At 60.3% G+C, this 23,244-nt stretch carries 22 protein-coding genes; 9 read left to right on the forward strand and 13 right to left on the reverse strand.

Features of this window, described 5'->3' with window-relative positions:
• The first annotated feature begins 106 nt into the window (after nt 1-106).
• The 7 genes from ASD60_RS25275 (at nt 107) to ASD60_RS29215 (ending at nt 7,919) form a co-directional block, all read left to right on the forward strand.
• Nucleotides 107-1,279 carry a GGDEF domain-containing protein gene (locus tag ASD60_RS25275; protein WP_056856600.1) on the forward strand — a complete coding sequence of 391 codons (1,173 nt, stop codon included), beginning with the start codon at nt 107-109 and terminating at the stop codon, nt 1,277-1,279.
• A gap of 192 nt (nt 1,280-1,471) precedes the next feature.
• On the forward strand, nt 1,472-2,845 hold the full coding sequence (locus ASD60_RS25280) for a glutamine synthetase family protein (protein WP_056856601.1): 1,374 nt from the start codon (nt 1,472-1,474) through the stop codon (nt 2,843-2,845).
• A gap of 7 nt (nt 2,846-2,852) precedes the next feature.
• Complete coding sequence (locus tag ASD60_RS25285) at nt 2,853-4,244, forward strand: aldehyde dehydrogenase family protein (RefSeq protein ID WP_056856602.1); 1,392 nt, start codon at nt 2,853-2,855, stop codon at nt 4,242-4,244.
• 3 nt (nt 4,245-4,247) lie between these two features.
• The gene (locus ASD60_RS25290; RefSeq protein ID WP_056856603.1) at nt 4,248-5,408 is read left to right on the forward strand and encodes an iron-containing alcohol dehydrogenase; all 1,161 of its coding nucleotides are present in this window, start codon (nt 4,248-4,250) and stop codon (nt 5,406-5,408) included.
• Nucleotides 5,409-5,496: 88 nt separating this feature from the next.
• Complete coding sequence (locus ASD60_RS25295; protein WP_056856604.1) at nt 5,497-7,062, forward strand: amino acid permease; 1,566 nt, start codon at nt 5,497-5,499, stop codon at nt 7,060-7,062.
• Complete coding sequence (locus ASD60_RS25300) at nt 7,062-7,685, forward strand: eCIS core domain-containing protein (protein ID WP_236708510.1); 624 nt, start codon at nt 7,062-7,064, stop codon at nt 7,683-7,685. The genes ASD60_RS25295 and ASD60_RS25300 overlap by 1 nt, the downstream gene beginning before the upstream one ends.
• Nucleotides 7,686-7,778: 93 nt before the next feature.
• Entirely contained in the window at nt 7,779-7,919 is a 141-nt protein-coding gene (locus tag ASD60_RS29215) for a hypothetical protein (protein ID WP_177336606.1), read from the forward strand.
• Nucleotides 7,920-7,923: 4 nt separating this feature from the next.
• Here ASD60_RS29215 and ASD60_RS25305 read toward each other — a convergent pair whose 3' ends face one another.
• The 7 genes from ASD60_RS25305 to ASD60_RS25335 form a co-directional block, all read right to left on the reverse strand.
• The gene (locus tag ASD60_RS25305; RefSeq protein WP_056856605.1) at nt 7,924-9,045 is read right to left on the reverse strand and encodes a carboxylate-amine ligase; all 1,122 of its coding nucleotides are present in this window, start codon (nt 9,043-9,045) and stop codon (nt 7,924-7,926) included.
• 14 nt (nt 9,046-9,059) lie between these two features.
• The gene (locus ASD60_RS25310; RefSeq protein ID WP_056856606.1) at nt 9,060-10,004 is read right to left on the reverse strand and encodes a class I SAM-dependent methyltransferase; all 945 of its coding nucleotides are present in this window, start codon (nt 10,002-10,004) and stop codon (nt 9,060-9,062) included.
• 17 nt (nt 10,005-10,021) lie between these two features.
• Nucleotides 10,022-11,404: an iron-containing redox enzyme family protein gene (locus ASD60_RS25315; protein ID WP_056856607.1), complete on the reverse strand. Its 1,383-nt coding sequence runs from the start codon at nt 11,402-11,404 to the stop codon at nt 10,022-10,024.
• Between the two features lie 351 nt (nt 11,405-11,755).
• Nucleotides 11,756-11,998 (reverse strand): hypothetical protein, encoded by a 243-nt coding sequence (locus ASD60_RS25320; RefSeq protein WP_056856608.1) that lies wholly within the window; start codon nt 11,996-11,998, stop codon nt 11,756-11,758.
• Between the two features lie 106 nt (nt 11,999-12,104).
• Nucleotides 12,105-13,148 carry an NAD(P)H-dependent flavin oxidoreductase gene (locus ASD60_RS25325; RefSeq protein WP_056856609.1) on the reverse strand — a complete coding sequence of 348 codons (1,044 nt, stop codon included), beginning with the start codon at nt 13,146-13,148 and terminating at the stop codon, nt 12,105-12,107.
• A gap of 34 nt (nt 13,149-13,182) precedes the next feature.
• Nucleotides 13,183-13,572, reverse strand: a complete 390-nt coding sequence (locus ASD60_RS25330; protein ID WP_056856610.1) for a tautomerase family protein — start codon at nt 13,570-13,572, stop codon at nt 13,183-13,185.
• A 109-nt stretch (nt 13,573-13,681) separates the two neighbouring features.
• Entirely contained in the window at nt 13,682-15,199 is a 1,518-nt protein-coding gene (locus tag ASD60_RS25335; RefSeq protein ID WP_056856611.1) for a CoA-acylating methylmalonate-semialdehyde dehydrogenase, read from the reverse strand.
• Nucleotides 15,200-15,760: 561 nt separating this feature from the next.
• Between ASD60_RS25335 and ASD60_RS25340 the strand changes: the two genes are divergently transcribed.
• The gene (locus ASD60_RS25340) at nt 15,761-16,120 is read left to right on the forward strand and encodes a DUF6124 family protein (protein ID WP_056856612.1); all 360 of its coding nucleotides are present in this window, start codon (nt 15,761-15,763) and stop codon (nt 16,118-16,120) included.
• Between the two features lie 1,369 nt (nt 16,121-17,489).
• Here ASD60_RS25340 and ASD60_RS28990 read toward each other — a convergent pair.
• Nucleotides 17,490-17,687, reverse strand: coding sequence for a hypothetical protein (locus tag ASD60_RS28990; protein WP_156386296.1), 198 nt, complete (start codon nt 17,685-17,687; stop codon nt 17,490-17,492).
• Nucleotides 17,687-18,355, reverse strand: coding sequence for an MOSC domain-containing protein (locus ASD60_RS25345; RefSeq protein WP_056856613.1), 669 nt, complete (start codon nt 18,353-18,355; stop codon nt 17,687-17,689). Before ASD60_RS25345 ends, ASD60_RS28990 begins: the two co-directional genes overlap by 1 nt.
• A gap of 115 nt (nt 18,356-18,470) precedes the next feature.
• Here ASD60_RS25345 and ASD60_RS25350 point away from each other — a divergent pair, with 115 nt between their 5' ends.
• The gene (locus ASD60_RS25350; RefSeq protein ID WP_056856614.1) at nt 18,471-19,358 is read left to right on the forward strand and encodes a LysR family transcriptional regulator; all 888 of its coding nucleotides are present in this window, start codon (nt 18,471-18,473) and stop codon (nt 19,356-19,358) included.
• A 202-nt stretch (nt 19,359-19,560) separates the two neighbouring features.
• On the opposite strand, the gene ASD60_RS25355 is transcribed toward ASD60_RS25350, so the two are convergent.
• Genes ASD60_RS25355 through ASD60_RS25370 form a run of 4 tightly spaced genes read right to left on the reverse strand, consistent with a single transcriptional unit; the run spans nt 19,561 to nt 23,180 of the window.
• Complete coding sequence (locus tag ASD60_RS25355; RefSeq protein WP_056856615.1) at nt 19,561-20,580, reverse strand: NAD(P)H-dependent flavin oxidoreductase; 1,020 nt, start codon at nt 20,578-20,580, stop codon at nt 19,561-19,563.
• A 3-nt stretch (nt 20,581-20,583) separates the two neighbouring features.
• Complete coding sequence (locus ASD60_RS25360) at nt 20,584-21,138, reverse strand: cytochrome b (RefSeq protein WP_056856616.1); 555 nt, start codon at nt 21,136-21,138, stop codon at nt 20,584-20,586.
• Between the two features lie 57 nt (nt 21,139-21,195).
• The gene (locus tag ASD60_RS25365; RefSeq protein WP_056856617.1) at nt 21,196-22,869 is read right to left on the reverse strand and encodes a cation acetate symporter; all 1,674 of its coding nucleotides are present in this window, start codon (nt 22,867-22,869) and stop codon (nt 21,196-21,198) included.
• Nucleotides 22,866-23,180: a DUF485 domain-containing protein gene (locus tag ASD60_RS25370; protein WP_056856618.1), complete on the reverse strand. Its 315-nt coding sequence runs from the start codon at nt 23,178-23,180 to the stop codon at nt 22,866-22,868. The genes ASD60_RS25365 and ASD60_RS25370 overlap by 4 nt, the downstream gene beginning before the upstream one ends.
• Nucleotides 23,181-23,244: the final 64 nt, after the last annotated feature.

Consider the following 23,244-nt stretch of genomic DNA (forward strand, 5'->3'; position numbering starts at 1 on the left):
GGAGGGGGCAAGCCCGCTCCCACAGTGGCTTTATGCCACGCACAAAAAACCGCTGCAAACGCTTACAATCCCGCCTTTTGACCGTAAACAGAAAGGCAGCAAGGCTATGGCGCTCGACCCACCCACGATGTTGACCCTCTCGATTGCCCTGGCAGCGGCCGCCGCGCTGTACCTGGCTGTCGAGTGGCGGAGCATCCGGGAGCCCTCGCTGCTGTTCTGGAGCGCAGGCTTCGCGACAATCACTGTGGGCTCGACCCTCGCCTTGCTGCGTGGCATAGGGCTGTTGCTGGTCGGCATCTGGTTCGCCAACGGACTGTTGGTGGTAGCTCACTGGTTTTTCCTGCTGGGTGTGGCGCGCTTTACCCAGGCGCGCCTGTCCCGTGCCTGGTATTTGATGTTCGTCGTCTGGCTGGCGCTGCTGTTGTTGCCGGATGAGCCGTCGTGGTCAAAGATCATGTTGCTGGCCAATTCACTGCTGGTCGCCCAGCTCTCGCTCCGGGCCAGTTTCCTGTTGCGCCCCCACGGCAAGTCATTGAGTGTGGGGGCAGGTCAGCTGCGGTATGTGCTGCTGGGTCATGGCCTGTTCTATCTCATCAAATCAATGACGGCGGTGGTACCGGGCACGCTGATAGATCTCGCGGCTTTTCGTGGCGAGATCATTCAGATCTCCCTGGTCGAGGGCGTGATGGCAATCATGCTGATCGCGCTGTCGATGACCGGAACCGAGCGATACCGGCGTGAGAAGCACATCTCCAGTCTGGCCGAACGCGACCCGCTGACCGCTTTGTACAATCGCCGCGCCCTGGAGGTGCGGGCTCCGCGCCTGTTACGCGACGTTTCCAGCGCTCGACCAGGCGCCCTGCTGCTGATCGATATCGACAACTTCAAACCGGTCAACGACCTGTTTGGCCACACCGCTGGCGACAAACTGCTGGTTGCACTGAGCGAGATGATCCGTTCGGTAGTGCCCGAAGACGCCCTTGCAGCACGGCTGGGCGGTGACGAGTTCCTCATCCTGTTCAACAACGCCTCCAACGAACGAATCGTGGCGATGGGCAATGCGTTGCGTGAGCAGTTCCACAGCGCGGCGGTGCAGTCATTCAGCACGCCGCAAGCCGTGACCCTGAGCATCGGCGCCAGTCTGTTCGACCAGCCGCCGAGCAGTCTGGCGGCATTGATCGAGCAAGGCGACGCCGCACTTTACGAATCCAAGCGTGGTGGACGCGACAGTATCCGTCTGGTGGATCGGACGCTGGCAAGTCCTGGAGTTGTGCGTTGATGAGTGTTTGCACTGGCCTGGGTGGCCATCCCGCAAAATCTGCACGGCTGAGAACTTGCGAAAAGCGACAGTAGGCTAAGCTTAGGATCAGCTTATTGCCCACGATGCTCGCGGCGGCAGTTGTTGGAATTTCTGGAGAGCGTCTGCAACAGCTATCTCAGACAGTTTCAGACAATGCGCAGGATTGCCGTGATGACCGAGCCATTCCTCAGTTTTGACGAACTCAAGCGTGCTGCCCTTTCCGGCGAGATCGATACCGTGCTGGTGTGCATGGTCGACATGCAGGGACGGCTGGTGGGCAAGCGATTCCAGGTCGAATTCTTCATCGACAGTGGCCATGAAGAAACCCACTGCTGCAACTACCTGCTGGCCGACGACATCGACATGGAGCCGGTGCCAGGTTACGCCGCTGCCAGTTGGAGCAAAGGCTACGGCGACTTTGTCCTCAAACCCGACATGCGTACCTTGCGCAAAGTGCCGTGGCTGGAATGCACGGCGCTGGTGCTGTGCGATGTGCTCGACCATCACCACCGGCAAGACTTGCCCCACAGCCCAAGGGCGATTCTGAAAAAACAGATCGAGCGCCTGCGTGAGCGCGGCTATGTCGGCATGTTCGCTTCCGAGCTTGAGTTCTACCTGTTCGATGAAAGTTACGAGGCCATCCACAAGCGCAACTACCACAAGCCAAAAACCGCCGGGCATTACATCGAGGATTACAACATCCTGCAGACCACCCGTGAAGAGCCGGTGCTTCGGGCGATTCGCAAGCATCTGCAAGCCTCGGGCATTCCCGTGGAAAACTCCAAGGGTGAATGGGGGCCTGGCCAGGAAGAGATCAACATCCGCTACGCCGACGCCATGACCATGGCCGACAATCACGTCATCATCAAACACGCCTGCAAAGAGATCGCCCAGTTGCAGGGCAAGGCGATAACGTTCATGGCCAAATGGCGTTATGACGCCGCTGGCTCCAGCAGCCACATCCATAATTCGCTGTGGGACAAGAACGGCAAAAAACCGCTGTTCTACGACCCCAAGGCCGAGTTCGGCATGTCCAAGCTGATGCGTTCATGGGTGGCCGGGCAGCTCAAGTACGCCAATGACATCACCTGTTTTCTCGCGCCGTACATCAACTCCTACAAGCGCTTTCAGGCCGGCACCTTCGCCCCGACCCGCGCGGTATGGAGCCGCGACAACCGCACCGCCGGTTTCCGCCTATGCGCCGAAAGCAGCAAATCGATCCGCATCGAATGCCGCATCGGCGGCGCCGACCTCAACCCATATCTGGCCTTCGCCGCACTGATCGCCGCGGGGCTGGCCGGAATCGACGAAAAACTCACCCTCGATCCTCCTTTCGAGGGCGATGCCTACGTCGATGAACAGCTGCCTGAGGTTTCCAAAACCCTGCGTGAAGCCAGTGCCGCACTGAAGGGCTCGAGCATGTTGCGCGAAGCGTTCGGTGATGAGGTGGTCGAGCATTACGTGCACACCGCCGAATGGGAACAGAAAGAGTACGACCGGCGGATCACCGACTGGGAACTGCAGCGCGGTTTCGAGCGCTATTGAGATCGACATGACTTCGACTATTGAACTCGTTTCACCGGTCGATGGCCGGGTTTACGCTGAACGCCAAGCTGTCGATGCGGAACAGCTCGAGCAGGCACTGGCGGCAGCCGCAATCGCCCAGGCGAAGTGGAAACGTCGGCCACTGAACGAACGTGCGGCTTTTTGCAGTGCTGCGGTGGACGCAATGCTGGCCATGAAAGACCAGATCGTCCCGGAACTGGCCTGGCAAATGGGCCGACCGGTACGCTTCGGCGCGGGAGAACTGCGCGGTTTCGAAGAACGTGCGCGGCATATGATCGCCATTGCGCCGCAGGCCCTGGCAGCGGTCGAACCTGCGCCGATCAGCGGTTTTCGCCGCCGTATCAACCGGGAGCCTCTGGGCACGGTGCTGGTGGTCGCACCGTGGAATTATCCGTACCTGACCGCGGTGAATACGGTCATCCCGGCGCTGATGGCGGGCAACGCCGTCATCCTCAAACATGCCTCGCAAACCCTGCTGGTCGGTGAACGGTTCGCCGAGGCTTTCCGCCGCGCCAATCTGCCAGAAGGCGTGTTCCAGAACCTCTTGCTCGATCATGCCCAGACCGCCGCAATCATTGCTTCTGCACGTGTGCAACAGGTGAATTTCACCGGCTCGGTGGACGCAGGCAAGGCCATGGAAAGCGCCGCCAGCGGAAGGTTTCTCGGCATGGGCCTGGAACTCGGCGGCAAAGACCCCGCCTACGTCCGGGCAGACGCCAATCTTGAGCATGCCGTGGAAAACCTGGTGGACGGCAGCTTTTTCAACTCCGGACAGAGTTGCTGCGCGGTGGAGCGCATCTACGTCGATCAATCAATTTACTCAGCGTTTGTCGAGCGCTTCGTGCAGTTGACCCGCCAATACGTACTGGGCAATCCGCTGGACGAGGCCACCACCCTCGGTCCACTGGTGACACCCGGCGCGGCGTTTTTTGTCCGTGGCCAGATCGCCGAGGCCGTGGCCCAGGGTGCAAAGGCGTTGATCGATCCGCAGGCCTTTACCGCCGATGTGCCGGGCAGCGCCTACCTCGCGCCGCAGGTGTTGGTCGATGTCACCCATCAGATGTCGGTCATGCGTGATGAAAGTTTCGGTCCGGTGGTCGGCATCATGCCGGTGGCCAGCGATGACGAAGCGATTGCCTGGATGAATGACAGTGAGTTCGGCCTCAGCGCGTCGATCTGGACCCGCGATCTCGCCGCGGCCGAACACCTGGGCGATGCCATCGACACGGGCACTGTGTTCATGAATCGCTGCGATTACCTGGACCCCGCCCTGGCCTGGACCGGGGTGAAGAACAGTGGGCGCGGCGTGACCCTGTCGCGCTTGGGCTATGAACACCTGACCCGCGCCAAATCCTTCCATTTGCGCCACGAGATCTGAGCCATGAGCCTGACTGGAAACTGGAACTACCCCACCAGCATTCGCTTCGGTGTCGGCCGCATCAGCGAGCTGGCCGAAGTCTGTCGCAGCCAGGGCATCGAGCGACCGCTGCTGGTCACCGACAGTGGCCTGGGGCGGGCGCCGATCACTACTGCCGCGCTGGATGCCTTACGCGACGCCGGGCTGGGCGCTGCGCTTTTTTGCGACCTCAAGCCCAACCCGGTCGAAGCGAATCTGGCCGGCGGGCTCGATGCCTGGCGCGCGGGCAACCATGACGGTGTAGTCGCCTTTGGCGGCGGCAGCGGCCTGGACATGGGCAAGCTGATTGCGTTCATGAGCGGTCAAACGCGCCCAGTCTGGGATTTCGAGGACATCGGCGACTACTGGACCCGCGCCGATGAAAGCCGGATTGCCCCGGTCATCGCGGTGCCGACCACCGCTGGCACGGGCTCCGAAGTGGGTCGTGCGGCGGTGATCATCGACGATCGCAGCCACACCAAGCGCATCATCTTTCACCCGAAAATGATGCCACGCGTGGTCATCAGTGACCCGGCCCTGACCGTCGGCATGCCGGCCAAAGTCACTGCCGGCACCGGCATGGATGCATTGGCGCACTGCCTCGAGTCGTACTGCGCGCCCGGTTTTCACCCGATGGCCGATGGCATTGCAGTGGAAGGCATGCGCCTGGTGGCGAACGCTCTGGTGCGCGCCGTGCACATGCCTTCCGATCTGGATGCACGGGGGCAGATGCTGGCCGCGGCAGCGATGGGCGCCACGGCGTTCCAGAAAGGGCTTGGCGGGATGCACGCCCTCGCCCATCCAATCGGCGCTCTTTACGATACTCACCACGGCATGACCAATGCGACGCTGATGCCGTATGTGTTGAAGTTCAATCGCCCGGCCATCGAGGAGCGCATCTCGCGCCTGGCGGCTTACCTGCACCTGCCCTCCCCGGGGTTCGACAGCTTCATGGCCTTCGTCCTCAAACTGCGCAAGGACATTGCCGTCCCGCACACGCTGTTTGAGCTGGGCGTGGACGACAAGCAGGCCGGGCTTATTGCAGACATGGCCGTTGTCGACCCTTCGGCGGGCGGTAATCCGTTGCCGCTGACACGGGACGGCGCGTCACAGATTTTCGCAGCGGCATATCACGGCCGTCTGTAGGAGCGAGCCTGCTCGCTCCTACAGAAAACCAGGTCGAGCCTACGGCGGCTCAGTTCGGCCTGTCTCAAAACCTGAAGGGGCACACGACATGAACCCAGCAAGCCAGCCCGGCACCGAGGCGCCGCACGACGATGACATCAAGGTGCTGCACAGCATGGGCTATGCCCAGCAGCTCTCGCGACGGATGGGCGTTTTCTCCAACTTTGCGATTTCCTTTTCGATCATCTGCATTCTCTCCGGCGGCATCAACTCACTCGCCCAGGGCACCTCGGGCGCGGGCGGTGCCTCGATCGGCATCGGCTGGCCGATCGGCTGCCTGATTTCCGGGGTGTTCGCCCTCGCCATGGCGCAGATTTCCTCGGCCTACCCCACCGCAGGCGGCCTGTATCACTGGGGCTCGATTCTCGGCAACCGCTTCACCGGCTGGCTCACGGCCTGGTTCAACCTGTTGGGTCTGGTGACGGTGCTCGGCGCGATCAACGTCGGCACTTATTACTTTTTCTTCGGCGCCTTCGGTCCGGCACTGGGCATGGAGGACACCACCACGACCCGGGTGATTTTCCTGGCGATCCTCACCGGCCTCCAGGCTTTGTGCAATCACTTGGGAATCGGCTTGACCGCGAGACTTACCGACTTCTCCGGCTACCTGATTTTCGCCACCGCACTGGCGCTGACCATCGTCTGCCTGATTTCGGCGCCCAGTTACGAATTCGCCCGGCTGGTGACGTTCGGCAACTATTCCGGCGAGGCTGGCGGCAACGTCTGGCCATCGGTGTCCAATGGCTGGGTGTTCATGCTCGGCCTGCTGTTGCCGATCTACACCATCACCGGCTACGACGCCTCCGCGCACACTTCCGAAGAGACCCGCAATGCTGCCCTGTCTGTTCCAAGAGGCATGGTCATGTCGGTGGTCTGGTCGCTGTTGTTCGGTTGGGTGATGCTCAGCTCATTCGTGCTGATGCTGCCGAATCTGGACGAGGCGGCGAGCAAAGGCTGGGGCGTGTTTTTCTGGGCCATGGACACTCAAGTCAACCCGACTTTGAAGCTTGCGTTGTACGTGGCGATCTTCATCTCGCAGGTGCTCTGCGGCTTGGCCACGGTGACCTCGGTTTCGCGGATGATCTTCGCCTTTTCCCGCGACGGTGGCCTGCCTTTCTCCAAAGCCCTGTCCTCAGTCTCGCCGACCTTTCGTAGTCCGGTAGCCGCCATATGGACCGGGGCGACGCTCGCCGTATTGTTCGACTGGGGTTCATCGGTGATTTCGGTCGGTGAGACACCGGTCTACACCATCGTTGTGTCCTGCACGGTGATCTTCCTGTTCTTCTCGTTCATCATTCCCATCGTGCTGGGCCTGTTTGCCTACGGCACCTCGAAATGGCCAACCATGGGGCCATGGAACATGGGGCGCTTCTGGTACACGGTGTTCGCCTTGCTGTCGGTGCTTTCGATGGTGATCATTTTTGTCATCGGCATTCAGCCACCCAACGATTGGGCGCTGTACATCACCATCGGTTTCCTGGTGCTGACGGCCATCGTCTGGTTCGGCTTTGAGGCCCGACGCTTTCAAGGGCCGCCGGTGGGGGATGTCATCCTCAAGCGCCAGGCAGAAATCGCCGCGGCTGAAGCGGCGTTGAACAGGCAATCAAAAAGCTGATGCCACAATCGCTTGTACGTCGAGTTGCCCGGTCAGCGCTGCTGCTGTTTTGCGTCGGCGCTCCCTGCGCTGCGTTCGCCTGCCCGGCCGGGCAATATCAGGTCTGCGTGGTCGCTTGTTTTTGTGCCCCGGGCGCCGAGGGGGAGCTAGGGACTGTCTTCGAAAACATGAACCAGATGGCGGCCGCCGGGCTGGAGAACTGGATCGTGCAATCGCGCGATACCGCCGCCATGGGTGACGTGCAGACTATCCCGCTGAATATCCGGGCGCAGCTCGAACCCTACTACGACCTTCAGGTGCTTGATGCCGTCCGCTATAAAGTCGGCGACGACGTAGAGCTGAATGCCGCACACACCATGCTGCAGAATCCCGATATAAACGCCGTCACGCTCGTGGACATCATCGTCTTTCGCAGCGCCGACGATGCGCAGAACAATGTCGCGCTGTGGGCTCATGAACTAAAGCATGTGCAGCAATATCAGCAATGGGGTGTTCACGAGTTTGCCAGTCGTTACACCCGTGATTACAACGCCGTCGAAGCGCCTGCCTACGAGATTCAAACCCGCGTAAGCCGAGACCTGCGAACCGGCACAACACCAACGGAGTCTGCGCGCTCACCTTGAACGGCCAGCGACGTCCATCGGAAACCTGCCGAGGTTTCTCGAACTCGCGCACATGCGCCGCTTCCAATGGGTATATCACTGGAGGCGTGCGCCATGAACGATGAAGACCGAGACACCGCAGACCACGAGGATGAATCGACACCCCCCGCGGCACCCGAGACGGCGGAACAGGAAGACGAGGCGTTGCGTCGAAAAATTGATGAGATTGAACGCAAAGTGGCGGACGGCAACTGATCGATCAGCCCGCCGTTTCCTCGAGTAGATGGTCAACCACCGCTTGCAGGCTGCGCTGTGAGTCAGGCTCCTGGGCGCTGGCCTTGGCGTGGCAAGCCAGCTGACGCGTGGCGCTGTTGCCATAGAGCAACAGTGCTTTGGCCTGCTCGAATATCTGCGGCTCGCCGATCTGCTCGGCCGTTTCGGCAAACAGCATTTGTGCCCGTTGCAACCACTGGCCGGCACTCAGCGCTGTGCCTTCGGCATCGACAACAAAGCGCCCCTGCGATCCGTGTCGTTTGGCCTGCCAGCGGTTCTCCTCAAGCAGCCAACGAGATATTGCATCATGGCAGGCGCCGGGGTTGGCGCAGGTAATGGCGAACGCCACCATCACCCGGAACAGATTCGCCAACAGCAACGCATCATCGAGACGCGAGCAAGCATCGGTCATGCGCAACTCCAGCGTCGGGTAGCGGCTCGCCGGGCGCAACCCCCACCAACCATTGCCACCCTGTTCAATCGCGCCAATGCGCTGCATTAGTGCCAAATAACGCTGATATTCACGCTCGTTCTCGAAGTGCTCCGGGATGCCCATGCGTGGCCAGCCGTCGCAGACCACCTGCCGATAACTCATGAAACCGCTGGCAGCCCCCTGCCAAAACGGTGAAGAACAACTGAGCATGAGCAACAGCGGCAACCACGGGCTCACTTCGTTCATCACGGCAATCCGGTCGATGCCTTCGGGGATTTCAACATGCACGTGCAAGCCACACAGGACGCTGCGTTGCGCCACCGTTTGATATTCGGCAAACAGCTGAGCGAAGTGCGGCAACGGGGTGGCGCGCTGATCGCGCCAAAACGCCAAGGGATGAGAGCCTGCGCAGAGCAACCCCAATCCGTGGCCGCTCAGTGCCCGGTTCAGGCGCGTGCGAACACCGTGGAGATAGTCAGCCGCCTCGGCGGTCGAGGTGAAGATCGGCGACGCCACTTCAATTTGGCCCTGGAACATTTCATAGGCAAACCCTTTGCCGACGGCTTCCCGGCATTCGACCAGCAGCGGGTGAGCGGGCTCGGCAAGCATCTGCCGGGTGGTCAGGTCAGTGAGGAAGTATTCTTCTTCAATGCCGAAACGTGGCCCGCGCTTCATGTCGACAGTTCCGCTCAGTGCCGACGGGTCACGGTCAATGCCACGACGGCGATGCGCTCCACGCGTTCATAACCGGGTTTGAGCAGCTCCTCGCCAAACACGTCCGGGTCCAGTTCTCGATAGGTCCAGCCGACGGCATGATCGGTCAGCAACGACTGGATGGCTTCGAGAAACGGATCTTGCCCGTCAACCATCGCCACACCGGTGTACAGCAACAAACTGCCGCCCTTGTGCAGTCGCGGCAACGATTCACGAACAATGCGCAGCGACAAGGCTTCGCCCAGGGCGCCGCCGCCATGGCGATAGGCGCGTTGCTGGCTGTCGTTCATGTAAGGCGGATTGGCAATGATCAAGTCGAACTCACCTTCAACGCTGCCGAGGATATCGCTCTGGTACACGCTGACATTGTCGACCCCGGCCAGCTCGGCATTGACGGCCGACAAGCGCAGCGCTCGCGGGTTGATGTCCACCGCCAACACCTCGGCCTGCGGATGAGCGCGAGCAATCACCAACGCGCCGACCCCGGCCCCGCAACCAATGTCCACGGCCCGGCGCACAGGCTCGAAACGCTGCTGCAAATGCGCGTCGATCAATTGCGCAAAACGGTAGCTGTCCGGGCCGAAAAATACCGCGTCGGCTTGCGTGGTCGGGTAAGCCGAATGGGCATACAACCCACCCTCGAGGCTGGACCAACGCACAGTGCTGCGCCACAGCGGGCCTTCCCGCTCAACGATCTCCGCTTGCTCCAGCCCTGCCAGGACGTCTCGTGGAAACAGGGTGTGATCAAACGGCATCGACCAGCCGAAGACATCCCGCAGGTTTTTCGCCAGCGGCGGAGAAAAGCGTTGATATACGCGCTCATGGGTCAACGGCGTTGGGGTGATGAAGCGATAGTCTTCACTGAGCAAATGTCTGCCCAGCTCAAGCAGGGCTCGATCGGCAATTTGTTGTTTCGACATGCAGGTCTCTCCTAGGCTCAGCGCAAGCGGGCTACCGAATCGATAAAACGCCGGGTAGCGTAGAGCCCCGCCGGACGAAAATGCCGCTGGGCCGAGAGCCAAGGGATCAGGGTTTGAAGCTGTTGCTGCGGCGACTTATCACTCAGGGCACTGCGCAACGCGACGAGTTCCGGGTCGTGCGCTTCGCTTGCCTCGCAGGCGTCACCGTTGGCTTGGTCCCGGGGTATCGGCCTGGGCCGCTGCGCGTCCTGCCAGTTGCCGGCAATCCAGTCGCGCAGCAATTGTTTTTCATAACCACTGAACACCCCGAACATGGCGGCCGTGTTGCCTTCGATCAGGCGCCAGAACCGGCTGTCTTGCGGCGACTGGTTGCGCTTGATCCAGCCCTTGCGCTGCAAGGCATCGAGAAACTCGCCGATCTGGCCCGGCGTCGCCAGCCACTGATTGACGGTCTTGCCTTCAATCTGACAAAAGTCGGAGTGCATATGCTGGCCAAAACAGCGTTTACGCTCGAGCATGGCAACCACTTCCTGTTGCAAATCGAACCCGGCAATCACCGACGTCGAGCCAATGCCCAAATCATTCAAGCGATAGCCCACGGCGACACGCCGGAAGAACTCGTCGCGGCCCTCGTCCATGGGCAACAATTCCAGCAATGACTGCACAGCCTTGTGGCCATGGCCGCTGCTGGAATTGTCGATGGTCACATGCAACGTGAAGTAATACGGATCGATGCCCAACTCGCGCAATTCATAAGCGCTGATCAGCAGGTGCAACGGCAATTGCTCATAGCCGAGGTTGTAGCCGATGACTTCCGGCATGAACGCCGTGCTGCATTGTCCCAGTGCCAATTGAATCGTGCCTTGCAGGAAACACTCATCCGACAGCCCCTGTTTATCGCCGCAGTCGTGGGCGGCCAGCAGATTGCGGTAGATCACTACATGATTTTGCCGAGGATCCCCCCTGCCAAGTTCTTCCAGATACGTGTTCAGCAATCCGTCGTAACGCACGTCTTGCCAATGATCCAGCACACCGGCCAGCCAAGCGCCGTCGACCTCTTTGGTCGGTGCTACGCATTGCAGGAAATACAAGGCATGAGCCTTGTTTGAAAAATATCGGCGCGCCCCACCCTGCTTGCGCTCTTCGAGGTAAGCGGCATAGTCCCGCGCCACTGCCGAGCACCGCTCTTGTGCCCACGATGGCAACTGCTCCGTCGTTTCGGGCAGGTCACAAGGCAATTCGGCGGCGCGGGCCAGTTGCTGGCGCAGGAAAATCTCTGCCTGCTGCCTGGCATCAGGCGCATTGGTGTAGAGCAGTTCGTACAACGCTCGATAGCGCCCGGCGGCGACGGGGCCTGAAAGCGCTGAAGGTGAGCTGGACAAGGGTTCGAACAAAGTCATGGGCATTTCTCTCCTGGGCAGTGCATTTGGCTGTGCCCCTGACATCAGGTGCCGACAACACGAAACGCTCGCTCGTTGAATAGAAGATTTAGCCCTGAACGGAAAATTCAATCGGCTTGCAGGAGAGCGGGACCGGTGGCATGTGCCGCACAAAAAGCCCGGTTCACAAACCTGCGCTGTTCACTTGAGGACGATCACACGTGGCGAGGGAGCTTGCTCCCGCTGGGGCGCGAAGCGGCCCTAAAAGGGACTGCTGCGCAGCGGGACGGTTCGGCGATCCGACAAGCTCCCTCGTCACGGGTGTTCGTCCTCATGTGAACAGCATCAGGTTCATAGACCGGGCTCCTGTCGTCAGCGCCTGTCGTCCGACAGCGGGGATTGCTCATCCGCTTCGGGAACGTCCCTGGGCGGCTCGTTCCAATCCTCCGGCCGCTGGTCCTCTTCGCGGTCAGGCTGTGTCAGCGGATCGTACTTGCCCGGGTCGTTTGGATTGGGCAGCGAATCGTCGCTGCCAGGCTCAGGTTTGGAAGGAACAGAGCCTTGCGGCTTGTTCGGGTCTTGCATGTTTTCCTGGAAACTCGAATCGCTGGTCATAACCCACCTCACAACAGAGGTCCGGACTTTCCGGGCCGTACTCTTGTGAGATCGGCAAAGGGAACGACGTGCGATCGAGTGGACGAGCGGCCTGCTCCGGGCTGCGCTACATCTCTGCCGCCAGCAACTTGACCAAGGCCGCCGCCGGCATTTCCCGCGCCAACGGCGCGCCCTGCCCGGCCCATTGCACGGCGAATTCGCTATTGGCCTTGGCGGCTGCCGCCGCGTTGAGCGCCTTGTTGGCGTCGTAGGCAATCGGATAATCGGGCAAGGCCGGGGCATTGGCCTCGAGGCTGGTGAAATTGCGATTGACCATGCCCCGGGCAGGTCGGCCGGAGATGACGCTGGTGACTCGAGTCAAATGGGCGCGAGGGCTTTTGAGGGCTTCGCGATAGGCAACGTTGGCCGAGGATTCGGGACACAGGATGAACGCCGTACCCAATTGCGCGGCACCGGCGCCCAGTTGCATGACCGCGGTGATCCCCGCGCCGTCCATAATCCCGCCCGCAGCGATCACTGGTAGCCGGCAGGCCTCGGTCAGCACGCGTACCAAGGCGAATGTGCCCATCTCGCTGTCCAGTTGCGGATCGAACACCCCTCGATGCCCGCCGGCTTCATAACCTTGAGCCACCAGCGCGTGCACCCCGGCGCGCTCCGCGACTTGCGCTTCGGCCAGACTGGTCACAGAACACAAGAGCACGATGCCGGCGTCCTTGAGCGCATCGATGGCCGGTTGCGCCGGCAAGCCGAAATGGAAACTGACCACCGCCGGTTTTTCTTCCAGGAGCATGTTCAGCATGCCAGGGTCTTCGACGAACGAGGTGTAGATCTCGCGCAGTGCCGTTGGCGCAGCGACATCGAACTCAGCGAAGAACGGTGCGAGAAACTTCAGCCACTGCGCTTCACGCGCAGCGTCATGAATGGCCGGTGCGTGACAGAACAGATTCACGTTAAAGGGTTTGTCGGTCAGTGCAGCCGTCTCACGCAACATGGCCCGGGCCTGTTCGACATTGCTTGCCCCGATGCCGATAGAGCCGAGCCCACCGGCATTCGACACCGCCGCGGCGAGTTTGGGCGTGGAGACGCCGACCATCGGCGACTGAATGATCGGCAATTCAATGTTCAACAGTGACAACAGAGGATTGGACATGGCGGCACCTGAATGTGATGAGTGAACGCGAACCCTAGAGCTCGCCGGTCAAAAACTGCGCGCGCCCCCCTCCGAACGACCAATCCGCATCGCTGTTTTCCACCAGCGAGACGATCAGATCGTCCGGAGAAAGGTCGCAATCGACTTGCAGTCGTTCGGCCAGCAAGCGGTAAAACGTGACTTTCTGCGCCTGCGTGCGCGGCCGTGAAATCACCGTCAACAACACCACGTTGGCCGAGCGCGGGTACCCCAATCCGGTGTCATGCAGGATCAGTTCTTGCGCACTGTGTTGCGTGACGCTTTGGTAGCGATCACTGAACGGCACATCGAACGCCTCGACCATGGCCTGGTGTGCCGCATCCAGCAACGTGCGCAACTGTTGATCGTTGCGCCCGCGGATAATGTCGAACTTGAGCATTGGCATTTCGATTCACCCTGGTAAAAAAATGGGAGCGAAGAGCTCGCCCCCCGGGACAAAAGAATGGCGTACAAGCCCGCGCCAGCACGCCTTCCAAACCCGAAAGCGTCAAAGTCTATTTGGAGGTGGGCATGGCAAACTCGGCGCCCTTGGCAATGCTGTTCGGCCAGCGCTGCATCACCGATTTCTGCTTGGTGTAAAACCGCACGCCTTCTTCGCCATACGCGTGCATGTCACCGAACAGCGAACGCTTCCAGCCACCGAAACCGTGCCAGGCCATCGGCACCGGAATCGGTACGTTGATGCCGACCATGCCCACCTGAATGCGGGTGGCGAACTCACGGGCGATGTGGCCGTCACGGGTATAGCAAGCGGTGCCGTTGCCGAATTCATGGGCATTGACCAGGTCCACCGCCTCGGCAAAGTCCTTGACGCGCATGCACGCCAGCACCGGGCCGAAGATTTCCTCTTTATAGATTTTCATTTCGGGGGTGACATGGTCGAAAATCGTGCCGCCCAGCCAGAAGCCTTCGGCACAATCGGCACCGGCCTGCGAGCCATCGAAGCCACGGCCGTCGACCAGCATTTCGGCGCCTTCGGCAATGCCCTGTTCGATGTAACCGGTGATGCGCTGCAAGGCGGCAGCCGACACGATCGGCCCCATTTCAGCCGCCAGGTTCATGCCTTCCAGAATCTTCAAGTTGCGGGTGCGTTCCACCAGTTTCGGCATGACCTTGTCGGCCACATCGCCGACAAACACCGCTACCGAAATCGCCATGCAGCGCTCGCCGGCCGAACCGAAGGCTGCGCCAATCAGCGCATCGACCACCTGATCGATATCGGCGTCGGGCATCACCACCATGTGGTTCTTCGCCCCGCCCAAAGCCTGCACACGCTTGCCATGACGGGCGCCGGTTTCGTAGATGTAGTTGGCAATCGGCGTGGAGCCGACGAAGCTCACGGCTTGGACTTGCGGGTGATCAAGCAGCGCATCCACGGCTTCTTTATCGCCTTGCACCACGTTGAACACGCCGTCGGGCAACCCGGCTTCCTTGAACAGTTCAGCAATCAGCAGCGAGGGCGAAGGGTCGATCGGGCTCGGCTTGAGCACGAAGGTGTTGCCGCAAGCGATGGCCACCGGGAACATCCACATCGGCACCATCACCGGGAAATTGAACGGCGTGACACCGGCCACCACGCCCAGGGCCTGGCGCACGGTCCAGTTGTCGATGTTGGTGGAGACTTGCTCGGTATAGTCGCCCTTGAGCAGTTGCGGAATGCCGCAGGCGAACTCAACCACTTCGATACCGCGCGTGACTTCGCCTTGGGCATCGGTGAACACCTTGCCGTGCTCCGCGGTAATCATCCGCGCCAGGGTGTCACGGTGCTCGTTGAGCAGCGCCAGAAACTTGAACATGATGCGCGCACGACGCAGCGGCGGCGTCGCCGACCAGGCGGGAAACGCCGCCGCGGCTGACTGAACCGCTGCGTCGACTTCAGAAACATTGGCCAGGGCCACATGGCCGACCACCGCACCGGTGGCCGGATTGGTGACGTTCTGCGCGCGCCCGGAAGTACCCGGCACTGCGCGGCCGTGAATGTAATGTGCGATGTCTACTGGCTGGTTGTTCATGGCGGGTGTCCCCTGCTGGTGGATAAGAGCCATCTCTTTTTGTTGTTCTGCAAAGTGCCAGGCGCAGCGTGTGTGCGGCTGGTAGAGCCAAAGTAGGCCAGCCGCTGGATCATGTAAAATGATGATTAATGATCTTGTGGATCAGAAATGGTGAACGTAGATTCGCAGCGTTTGCGGGGGATGAGCGCTTGCCTCTGTGCATTAAACATTCGCTGAACACGCGTGTTTAAAGCCGTAGGCAGTTACTGGATGAGAGCTACAAAACCTTGCGTCATTGCCTACGGGTACGCCAGAATCCGCCGGCTTGTGCGCCCTGGGTCCGCTCGGTAACTTGATTCGCGTCACTGCTCATCAGTGATCGGGTTTAGTCGCTCGATGGTTTCACGAGGCGCATCTGCTTCCAGATAGTCAGGTCATTTCATGCCTGCACTTCATGGTAGCTGTGCGCAGGGCGCCTTCGGGCGCGCCGGATTCGTGACTCCCCGGTCGACTAACCTGCGTACAGCTGCCACCCTTGTTTAGTCGCAAGTCGGTGACGGCTCCATAATTCTGGAGTCCGAAATGATCAAACCTACGCCGAACCCGCCAGACACCGATCCAACCTCCCCGTACGAACCCGACTCAACAAAACTCAACGAAGCCGCCGAACGCGCCCTCGACTTCCACTTCCCCTCGACCGCCGACATCAAAGCCACACCTCGCACCGTCAGCACATTGTTCACCGTCGACCCCGAAGTCACCACCGAAACCCTGATGGTGTACCTGGTGGAAACACTGGCCTCGGTCGATGTCATGGTCCACCAATTAGTCGATCATCTGGAGGGCGGAGATCGCAATGCCCTGCTGGGCATTTCCAACAGCGTGATGCTGGCAGAGATCACCGCGAACCGAGTGCTGGACCAAATCGACCCACCGGAATAACACAAGCCCAACTGACAACCAGGTCGGCTGTCAGGCCGCCTCGCTTTGGCTTTGGCTTTGGCTTTTCTTGCCCCATCGAGAGGCCGAGCGCAGGTTCTGCGCAGTGGGCAACCCGGCAAGGATGCCGGGTTAGCCGCCCCCGGCCATGGATGGCCGATGGCGGCGGGCCCACGGAGCAGGACCGGARGAGCGTTTGGTTACTTTGCGCCGGGCGACGTTCCGCTCCTCAAAGTGACCCGCTGTAAGAGCGGAACCCTAAGCAGCCGTTACCGCAGCAATGGATATGTACACCAGCAACACATCTAGCGCCCGCCATAAAGCAATCGCCAGCAGGCTGGCTCCCACAGTGAATCGCGTACATCCGCAAAATCACGGCGACAGAAGGGCGCCATCGCTGGCAAGCCAGCTCCCACAGGGGACGTGCCCGCACGGGAGATCCTGTATGGTCATTACCGCAGCAACGGATATGCACTCAATCAAAAATCCCCGTCGCCCAAAACAAACAATCGCCAGCAGGCTGGCTCCTACAGTAAACCTCGCACACCCGCAAAATCACATCGACAGGCCGACCGCCATCGCTGGCAAGCCAGCTCCTACAGTCAACCGCGCACACCCGCGAAATCACATTGACAGGCGGACCACCATCGCTGGCAAGCCAGCTCCCACAGGGGCCGTGCCCGCACGGGAGATGCAGAAAAACAAAGCTCAACTGCCAATCAGGTCGGCTGTCAGGCCGCCTCGCTTTGGCTTTGGCTTTGGCTTTGGCTTTGGCTTTGGCTTTTCTTGCCCCATCGAGAGGCCGAGTGCAGGTTCTGCGCAGTGGGCAACCCGGCAAGGATGCCGGGTTAGCCGCCCCCGGCCATGGATGGCCGATGGCGGCGGGCCCACGGAGCAGGACCGGAGCGAGGGCATGCCGAGCCTAAGCGAGGCACCGAACGAAAGGGGCAAGAGCGTTTGGTTACTTTGCGCTCCTCAAAGTGACCCGCTGTAAGAGCGGAACCATAAGCAGCCGTTACCGCAGCAATGGATATGTACACCAGCAACACATCTAGCGCCTGCCATAAAGCAATCGCCAGCAGGCTAGCTCCCACAGTAAACCGCGCACACCCGCAAAATCACATCGACAGGCAGACCGCCATCGCTGGCAAGCCAGCTCCCACAGGGGACTTGCTCACACGGGAGATCCTAGATGGCCGTTACCGCAGCAATGGATAAGTACACCAGCAAGACATCTAGCGCCTGCCATAAAGCAATCGCCAGCAGGCCAGCTCCCACAGTAAATCGCGCACACCCGCAAAATCACATCGACAGGCAGACCGCCATCGCTGGCAAGCCAGCTCCCACAGGGGCTGTGCCCGCACGGGAGATCCTAGATGGCCATTACCGCAGCAACGGATATGTACTCAATCAAAAATCCCCGTCGCCCAAAACAAAGCAATCGCCAGCAGGCTAGCTCCCACAGTAAACCGCGCACACCCGCAAAAATCACATCGGCAGATAGACCGCCATCGCTGGCAAGCCAGCGCCCACAGGGATCGACGACACCCGCAACGGTCAGATCAATCATCAACCCGCACGTTTGTGCAAATACTTCGCCCGCTCCGACAAACGCCGCTGCCAATCCTCAGCCAGCCCCGGCGCAGCCGCCAACGCCAGCAAATCATCAATCACCGGCCGATGCGACAACTGCACCTGCCAGAACTCATCAATGGAAAACCGCGCCGAGTGCCGCTCAAGCAACTCGATCCGGTCCCCCGCCTCAAACCCACCCGGCTGAATGACCCGGTAATACCACCCAGTGATGCGCTCCCTGGCGACAAACATCGACATGTGCTCAGCATCAAACCGGTGATTGATCTTCCAACAAGGGCTGCGCGGTTGCGACACCTGCAACACCGCGCTGCCGACCTGGAACACATCTCCGATGTGCACGCTGACCTCACACAGCCCGAGTGCAGAGAGGTTTTCCCCGAGACTGCCCGCCTTCAACTCAGAGGCACTGCCAGGGAAAGCTTCAGCCAAGCGCGCATAGTGTTGCGCCGCATACTGATGAACGGCTTTTTCCGGACCGCCGTGCACGCGGCTGTCACCATGCTGATCGCCGACAATCCCTTGTCTCTCTACACGCACTGGCCCTTCACGGCGTTGCTTGTAGATGCCGGTTTGCTGGCCTTCGGGCTGCAAGACAGCCAAGCCTCCTGCGAAGACATGTTCAATGTTTGAAGTCAGTTTCATCGGCGGACTGCGCTCGTTTCATAACGTTTCGAGCACTTTACTAATTCGCTGAAATGCTCGTAAAGTGATCATTAAATATGTCCACAATCACTTTATATGATGGGTGGTAACGATCATGGAAATGCGCCAACTGAAGATTTTCTGCGCCGTGGCTGAACTGGGGAGTTTCACCGCCGCGGCTGTGCAGGTGAATACGGTGCAATCCAATGTCACCATGCGCGTCAAAGAGCTGGAAGCAGAGCTCAATCGCGAGCTGTTCATCCGCAAGAAGTCCGGCGTGGTGCTGACCTCGGCGGGCGAAACTTTCCTGGGTTACGCCCGCCGCATTCTGCAACTGACCGAGGAAAGCCGCAGCGCATTGATGGACACCGGCAGCCCGACAGGCTTGCTACGGTTGGGCTCGATGGAGACCACCGCGGCCATCCGCTTGCCGCAAGTGTTGACCAAGTACCGCGAACAGTTTCCCGACGTGCAGTTATCGCTGCTGACGGGCACCACGGTGGAGTTGATCAAGGCGATCGAAGCGCATCGGCTCGATGGCGCGTTTGTCGGCGGCTTTCATCAGAATTCGGCGCTGGCCCAGGAAGAGGTGTTCACCGAAGAACTGGTGCTGGTCAGCAGCAATCAGTTTGAAACCCTGCCCGCCCTCATCGAAAAAATGCCTCAGCAAACCGTGCTGGTGTTTCGCACCGGGTGCTTCTATCGCTCGACGCTGGAGAACTGGTTTTATCAGGTCGGCCTGGTGCCGAACCAGATCATGGAACTGGGTACGCTCGACGGCATCCTGTCGTGCGTCGCCGCGGGAATGGGCGTAACCCTGTTGCCCAAGTCCATCGCAGAAAATTGCAGCGTGCGCCATGCGATCCGCTGCCACACACTGCCAGCGGAATTCGCCAATGTCTCCACGGTGTTCATTCGCCGTAACGACACGATGATCACCTCGGCGATGAGTGCCTTCATCGGCTTGGCACAACAACAGATCGCCCGGCCGGCGGTGGCGTGAATCAAAACCTGTAGGAGCGAGCCTGCTCGCGATAGCGCGGGGTCAGTCAACGGTGATGTTGGATTTGCCATCGTCATCGCCAGCAGGCTGGCTCCCACAGGGGATCTGCGCTGCACACAAATTTTGTGCCTGGCAAAAATCCAGTGTAGGAGCGAGCCTGCTCGCGAAGGCTTTGCGTCAGTCAGCGGTGATGTTGAATCTGCTACTGCCAGCCGAGTGTCCTTCTCGGCTCCTGCAAGAACCGCCCGGTGGCGGCATGGTCGGTGACGGCAAGCTCGGCGACCGGTAGCCGCTCCAAACCCCGTGCCAACTCCGCCACGCGCTCCGCCGCCGGCACAACGCTGTGGATCTTGCCCACGCCCTGCCCTGCATACAGCGAAAGCTTCTCGGCCATCCTTGGCTTGTCGATGGCCCGGGCGCCGCCGCCGATGAAACGCAACAGGTTCCATTTATCCCGATTGGGAATCACTCGATGGGGTGTGCCGTAGGTCCAGCCAAATGAGTAACCGGTACGGTACTCGGTGTCGTCCGTGGTCGCCTCGACGATTTTCTGTTTGTACAGCGGATGGGCATTGGATTCATCGGTGGCGATGAACGCGGTGCCCACCACCACCCCGCTTGCACCCAGCGACATCAGCGCCCGGACATCGTCACCCTGGGCGATGCCGCCCGCCGCCAGAACCGGCCGGCCTTCGCAAACCGCAAGGATCGAGGTCAACAACGGCATGATGCCGATCGTGCCGCGATTGAGATGCCCGCCACTCTCACTGCCCTGGGCGATGATGATGTCCGCACCCTGGGCAATGGCGATGTTGGCCAGTTCCACCGACCCCGCTTGCACCATCACGATCAGCCCGGCGTCCTTGGCCCGGGGGATCATGTCGGCGGCATACTTCTCGGCATAAAACAGCGACAACAGTTTGGGCTTTTCCTGGAGGATCACCTGGAACTGCGCTTCGAACACATCCGGGCCACCGAATTGCGGCACCAGGTTCACGCCGAAAGGTTGGTCAGTCAGGGCACGGGTTTCCTGTATCCAGCGACGCAAGGTCAGTGGCGGCAGACGCAAGCCGCCAAGGACCCCCATGCCTCCCGCATTGGCCACGGCAGCTACCAGTTGCGGCCCGGAAATGGCCGCCATGCCGCCGAGGAAGATCGGGTACTGAACGCCGCAGAGCCGGGTAATGGCGTTACCGGCAAAATCAAGTCTGTCCTGGTTCATGACTCACAGCTCCACATGTTTGCCCAGCATCCGCTTGAGCGTGTTGTTCTTCAGGAGAAAGTGATTTTTGACCGCGCCGAAAATGTGCAGCGCCAGCCCGGCGAGGAACGCCGAGGCACCGATATTGAACAGCACATCGACCACATGCTTGAGTGACTCATTGACCGGCAGGATGCTCGGAATCCACCACCCAGCCGGCAATTCCACCACTTCACCGGCTGCGCATCGTGACGCCCAGACCGCAATCGGCAGCAGCACCATCGCCAGGGCGAGCGACACCGCCACCGAGCGACTGATGATCACTTCGATAGGATTCGGTGTGCCCACCGGCAGTGGATGGTACGAAGTGATCCGCGCCCAGAATCGATAGATCGAGACGAGGAACAGCACCAGGCCCACCAGGTTTTGCAGCCTGCCGAGTTGCAGTTGCAGGGCTTCGCTGGCGGCGATATTGATCAACAGTTGCAGGCCGAAGATCGCCAGCAGGGAAAACGCCACGACCCAGTGCAAGGCCACGGTGATGGGTGAAAATCTCAAGCCATTGTCTCTAAGTTGCATGGCTGACTCCTTTTGCAGAGGTCGCAAATCAGGAAGGGAAAAGTCGCCGCGACGATCTCAGTGATTGACCGCCTGGGCGGCCCCGAGCCCGGTCTGGGCACGGATCAACTGGTCGTCGAAACGCTCGCGCTCAAGCACTGCACCGTGACTGCGGTCGGTAATGGAGCCCAGCCAGGTGAACAGGAACGCCACGTTCATCGAGATGATCGCCGGGTAGTCGTAGGGAAAGATCGCTTCGGCATTGCCCAGCACCTTGACCCACACCGCCGGCGAGAGCACGACCAGCCCGACCGCGCTCACCAAACCAGCGACCCCGCCGATCAGCGCACCGCGGGTAGTCAGTCCTTTCCAGTACATAGAGAGCACCAGAATCGGGAAGTTGACCGACGCGGCCACGCCAAACGTCAGCGCCACGAGGAACGCGATGTTCTGGTCCTTGAACAGAATCCCCAGCACCACCGCGACGATACCGATGCCCACCGAAGCGATACGCGACACGCGACGCTCGTCGCTGGCATCGGCTTTGCCCTTGCGGACCACCATCACATACAGGTCATGGGAAATCGCCGATGTGCCCGCCATGGTCAGCCCGGACACCACCGCCAGAATCGTTGCGAACGCCACGGCGGAAATGAAGCCAAGCAACAGATCGCCACCCACGGCTTTGGCCAGGTGCATCACCGGCATGTTGCCGCCGCCGATCAATTTACCCGCCAGATTGCCGCCTTCGTAGAAGGCCGGATCCTGTCCGACGATGACAATGGCAGCCAACCCCAGCACCGCGACAATCAGGTAGAAAAAGCCAATGAACCCCGTGGCGACGAACACCGATTTGCGCGCCTGCTTGGCGTCCGGCACGGTAAAGAAGCGCATGAGGATGTGCGGCAGCCCGGCCGTGCCGAACACCAATCCCAATGCCAGCGAAATCAACGACAGCGGATCGGCCACCAGTTTGCTCGGCAGCAGAATCCGTTCGCCATCGTGGTGCGCGGCCACGGCTTTTTCGAACAGCAGATCGAAGGAAAAGCCGAACTTGCTCAGCGCCAGAAAGGCCAACAGCGTGCCGCCTACCAGCAACAACCCGGCCTTGATGATCTGCACCCAGGTCGTCGCAACCATGCCACCAAACGTCACATACACCGCCATCAACAGGCCGACGGCAATCACTGCATAGTTGTAAGGCAGGCCGAACAACAGCTGAATCAGCTGCCCTGCCCCCACCATCTGCACCACCAGATAAAAGCACACCACCGTCAGCGAGCCGAAAGCGGTCAGAGTGCGGATGCGGTTTTGGTCGAGACGAAACGAGGCGATGTCGGAAATGGTGATACGCCCCAGATTGCGGATGCGCTCGGCGAACAGAAACAACAACAGTGGCCAGGCGACAAAGAAGCTGATCGAATACAGCACACCGTCGAAGCCGTTGAAGAAGATCATGCTGGTGACCCCCAGCAACGCCGCCGCCGACATGTAGTCACCGGCCAGTGCCAGGCCATTCTGGAAACCGCTGATACCACCGCCGGCGGTGTAGAAATCGTCCATGGATTTGGTCTTGGACGCGGCCCAATAGGTGATGCCCAGGGTCGTCACGACGAAGACCAGGAACATGCTGATCGCCGTGATGTTGATCGGTTGTTTTTCGACGTTCTGGATGACTTCGCCGGCCATGGCGCGCGCGGCGAATACGCACAACAGAACCGGAAGGATGAGGTTCACAAGCAGGCGTTTCATACGATGGCCCCCGCGCGGATTTCTGCAGTCAGGTCATCGAATTCACCGTTGGCACGATGAATATAGAGCCCGGTAAACAACCAGGCCCCAACGATGAACACCGCGCCCAAAGGCCAACCGATGCTGATGATGCTGGTGGCGGAAACCTTCGTCGCTAATAGTTGGGGTGCGAAAGCGGCGACGAGGATGAACGTGAAGTACGGGACAAGGGTTGCGGCGGTCAGGCAGGTGACGAACCGTCGCTGCCGTGAGACCAAATCCTTGTACCGGGGGTGGTTGCGAATTCTGGCTGACTCGGTTGCATGATTCACGTTGACTCCGTGTAGCAGTGGTTGCGTTATTGTTGTTCCACAGCCTCAGATTCAGACTCGATCC

Source organism: Pseudomonas sp. Root562 (genome assembly GCF_001427125.1).
Lineage (GTDB): Bacteria > Pseudomonadota > Gammaproteobacteria > Pseudomonadales > Pseudomonadaceae > Aquipseudomonas.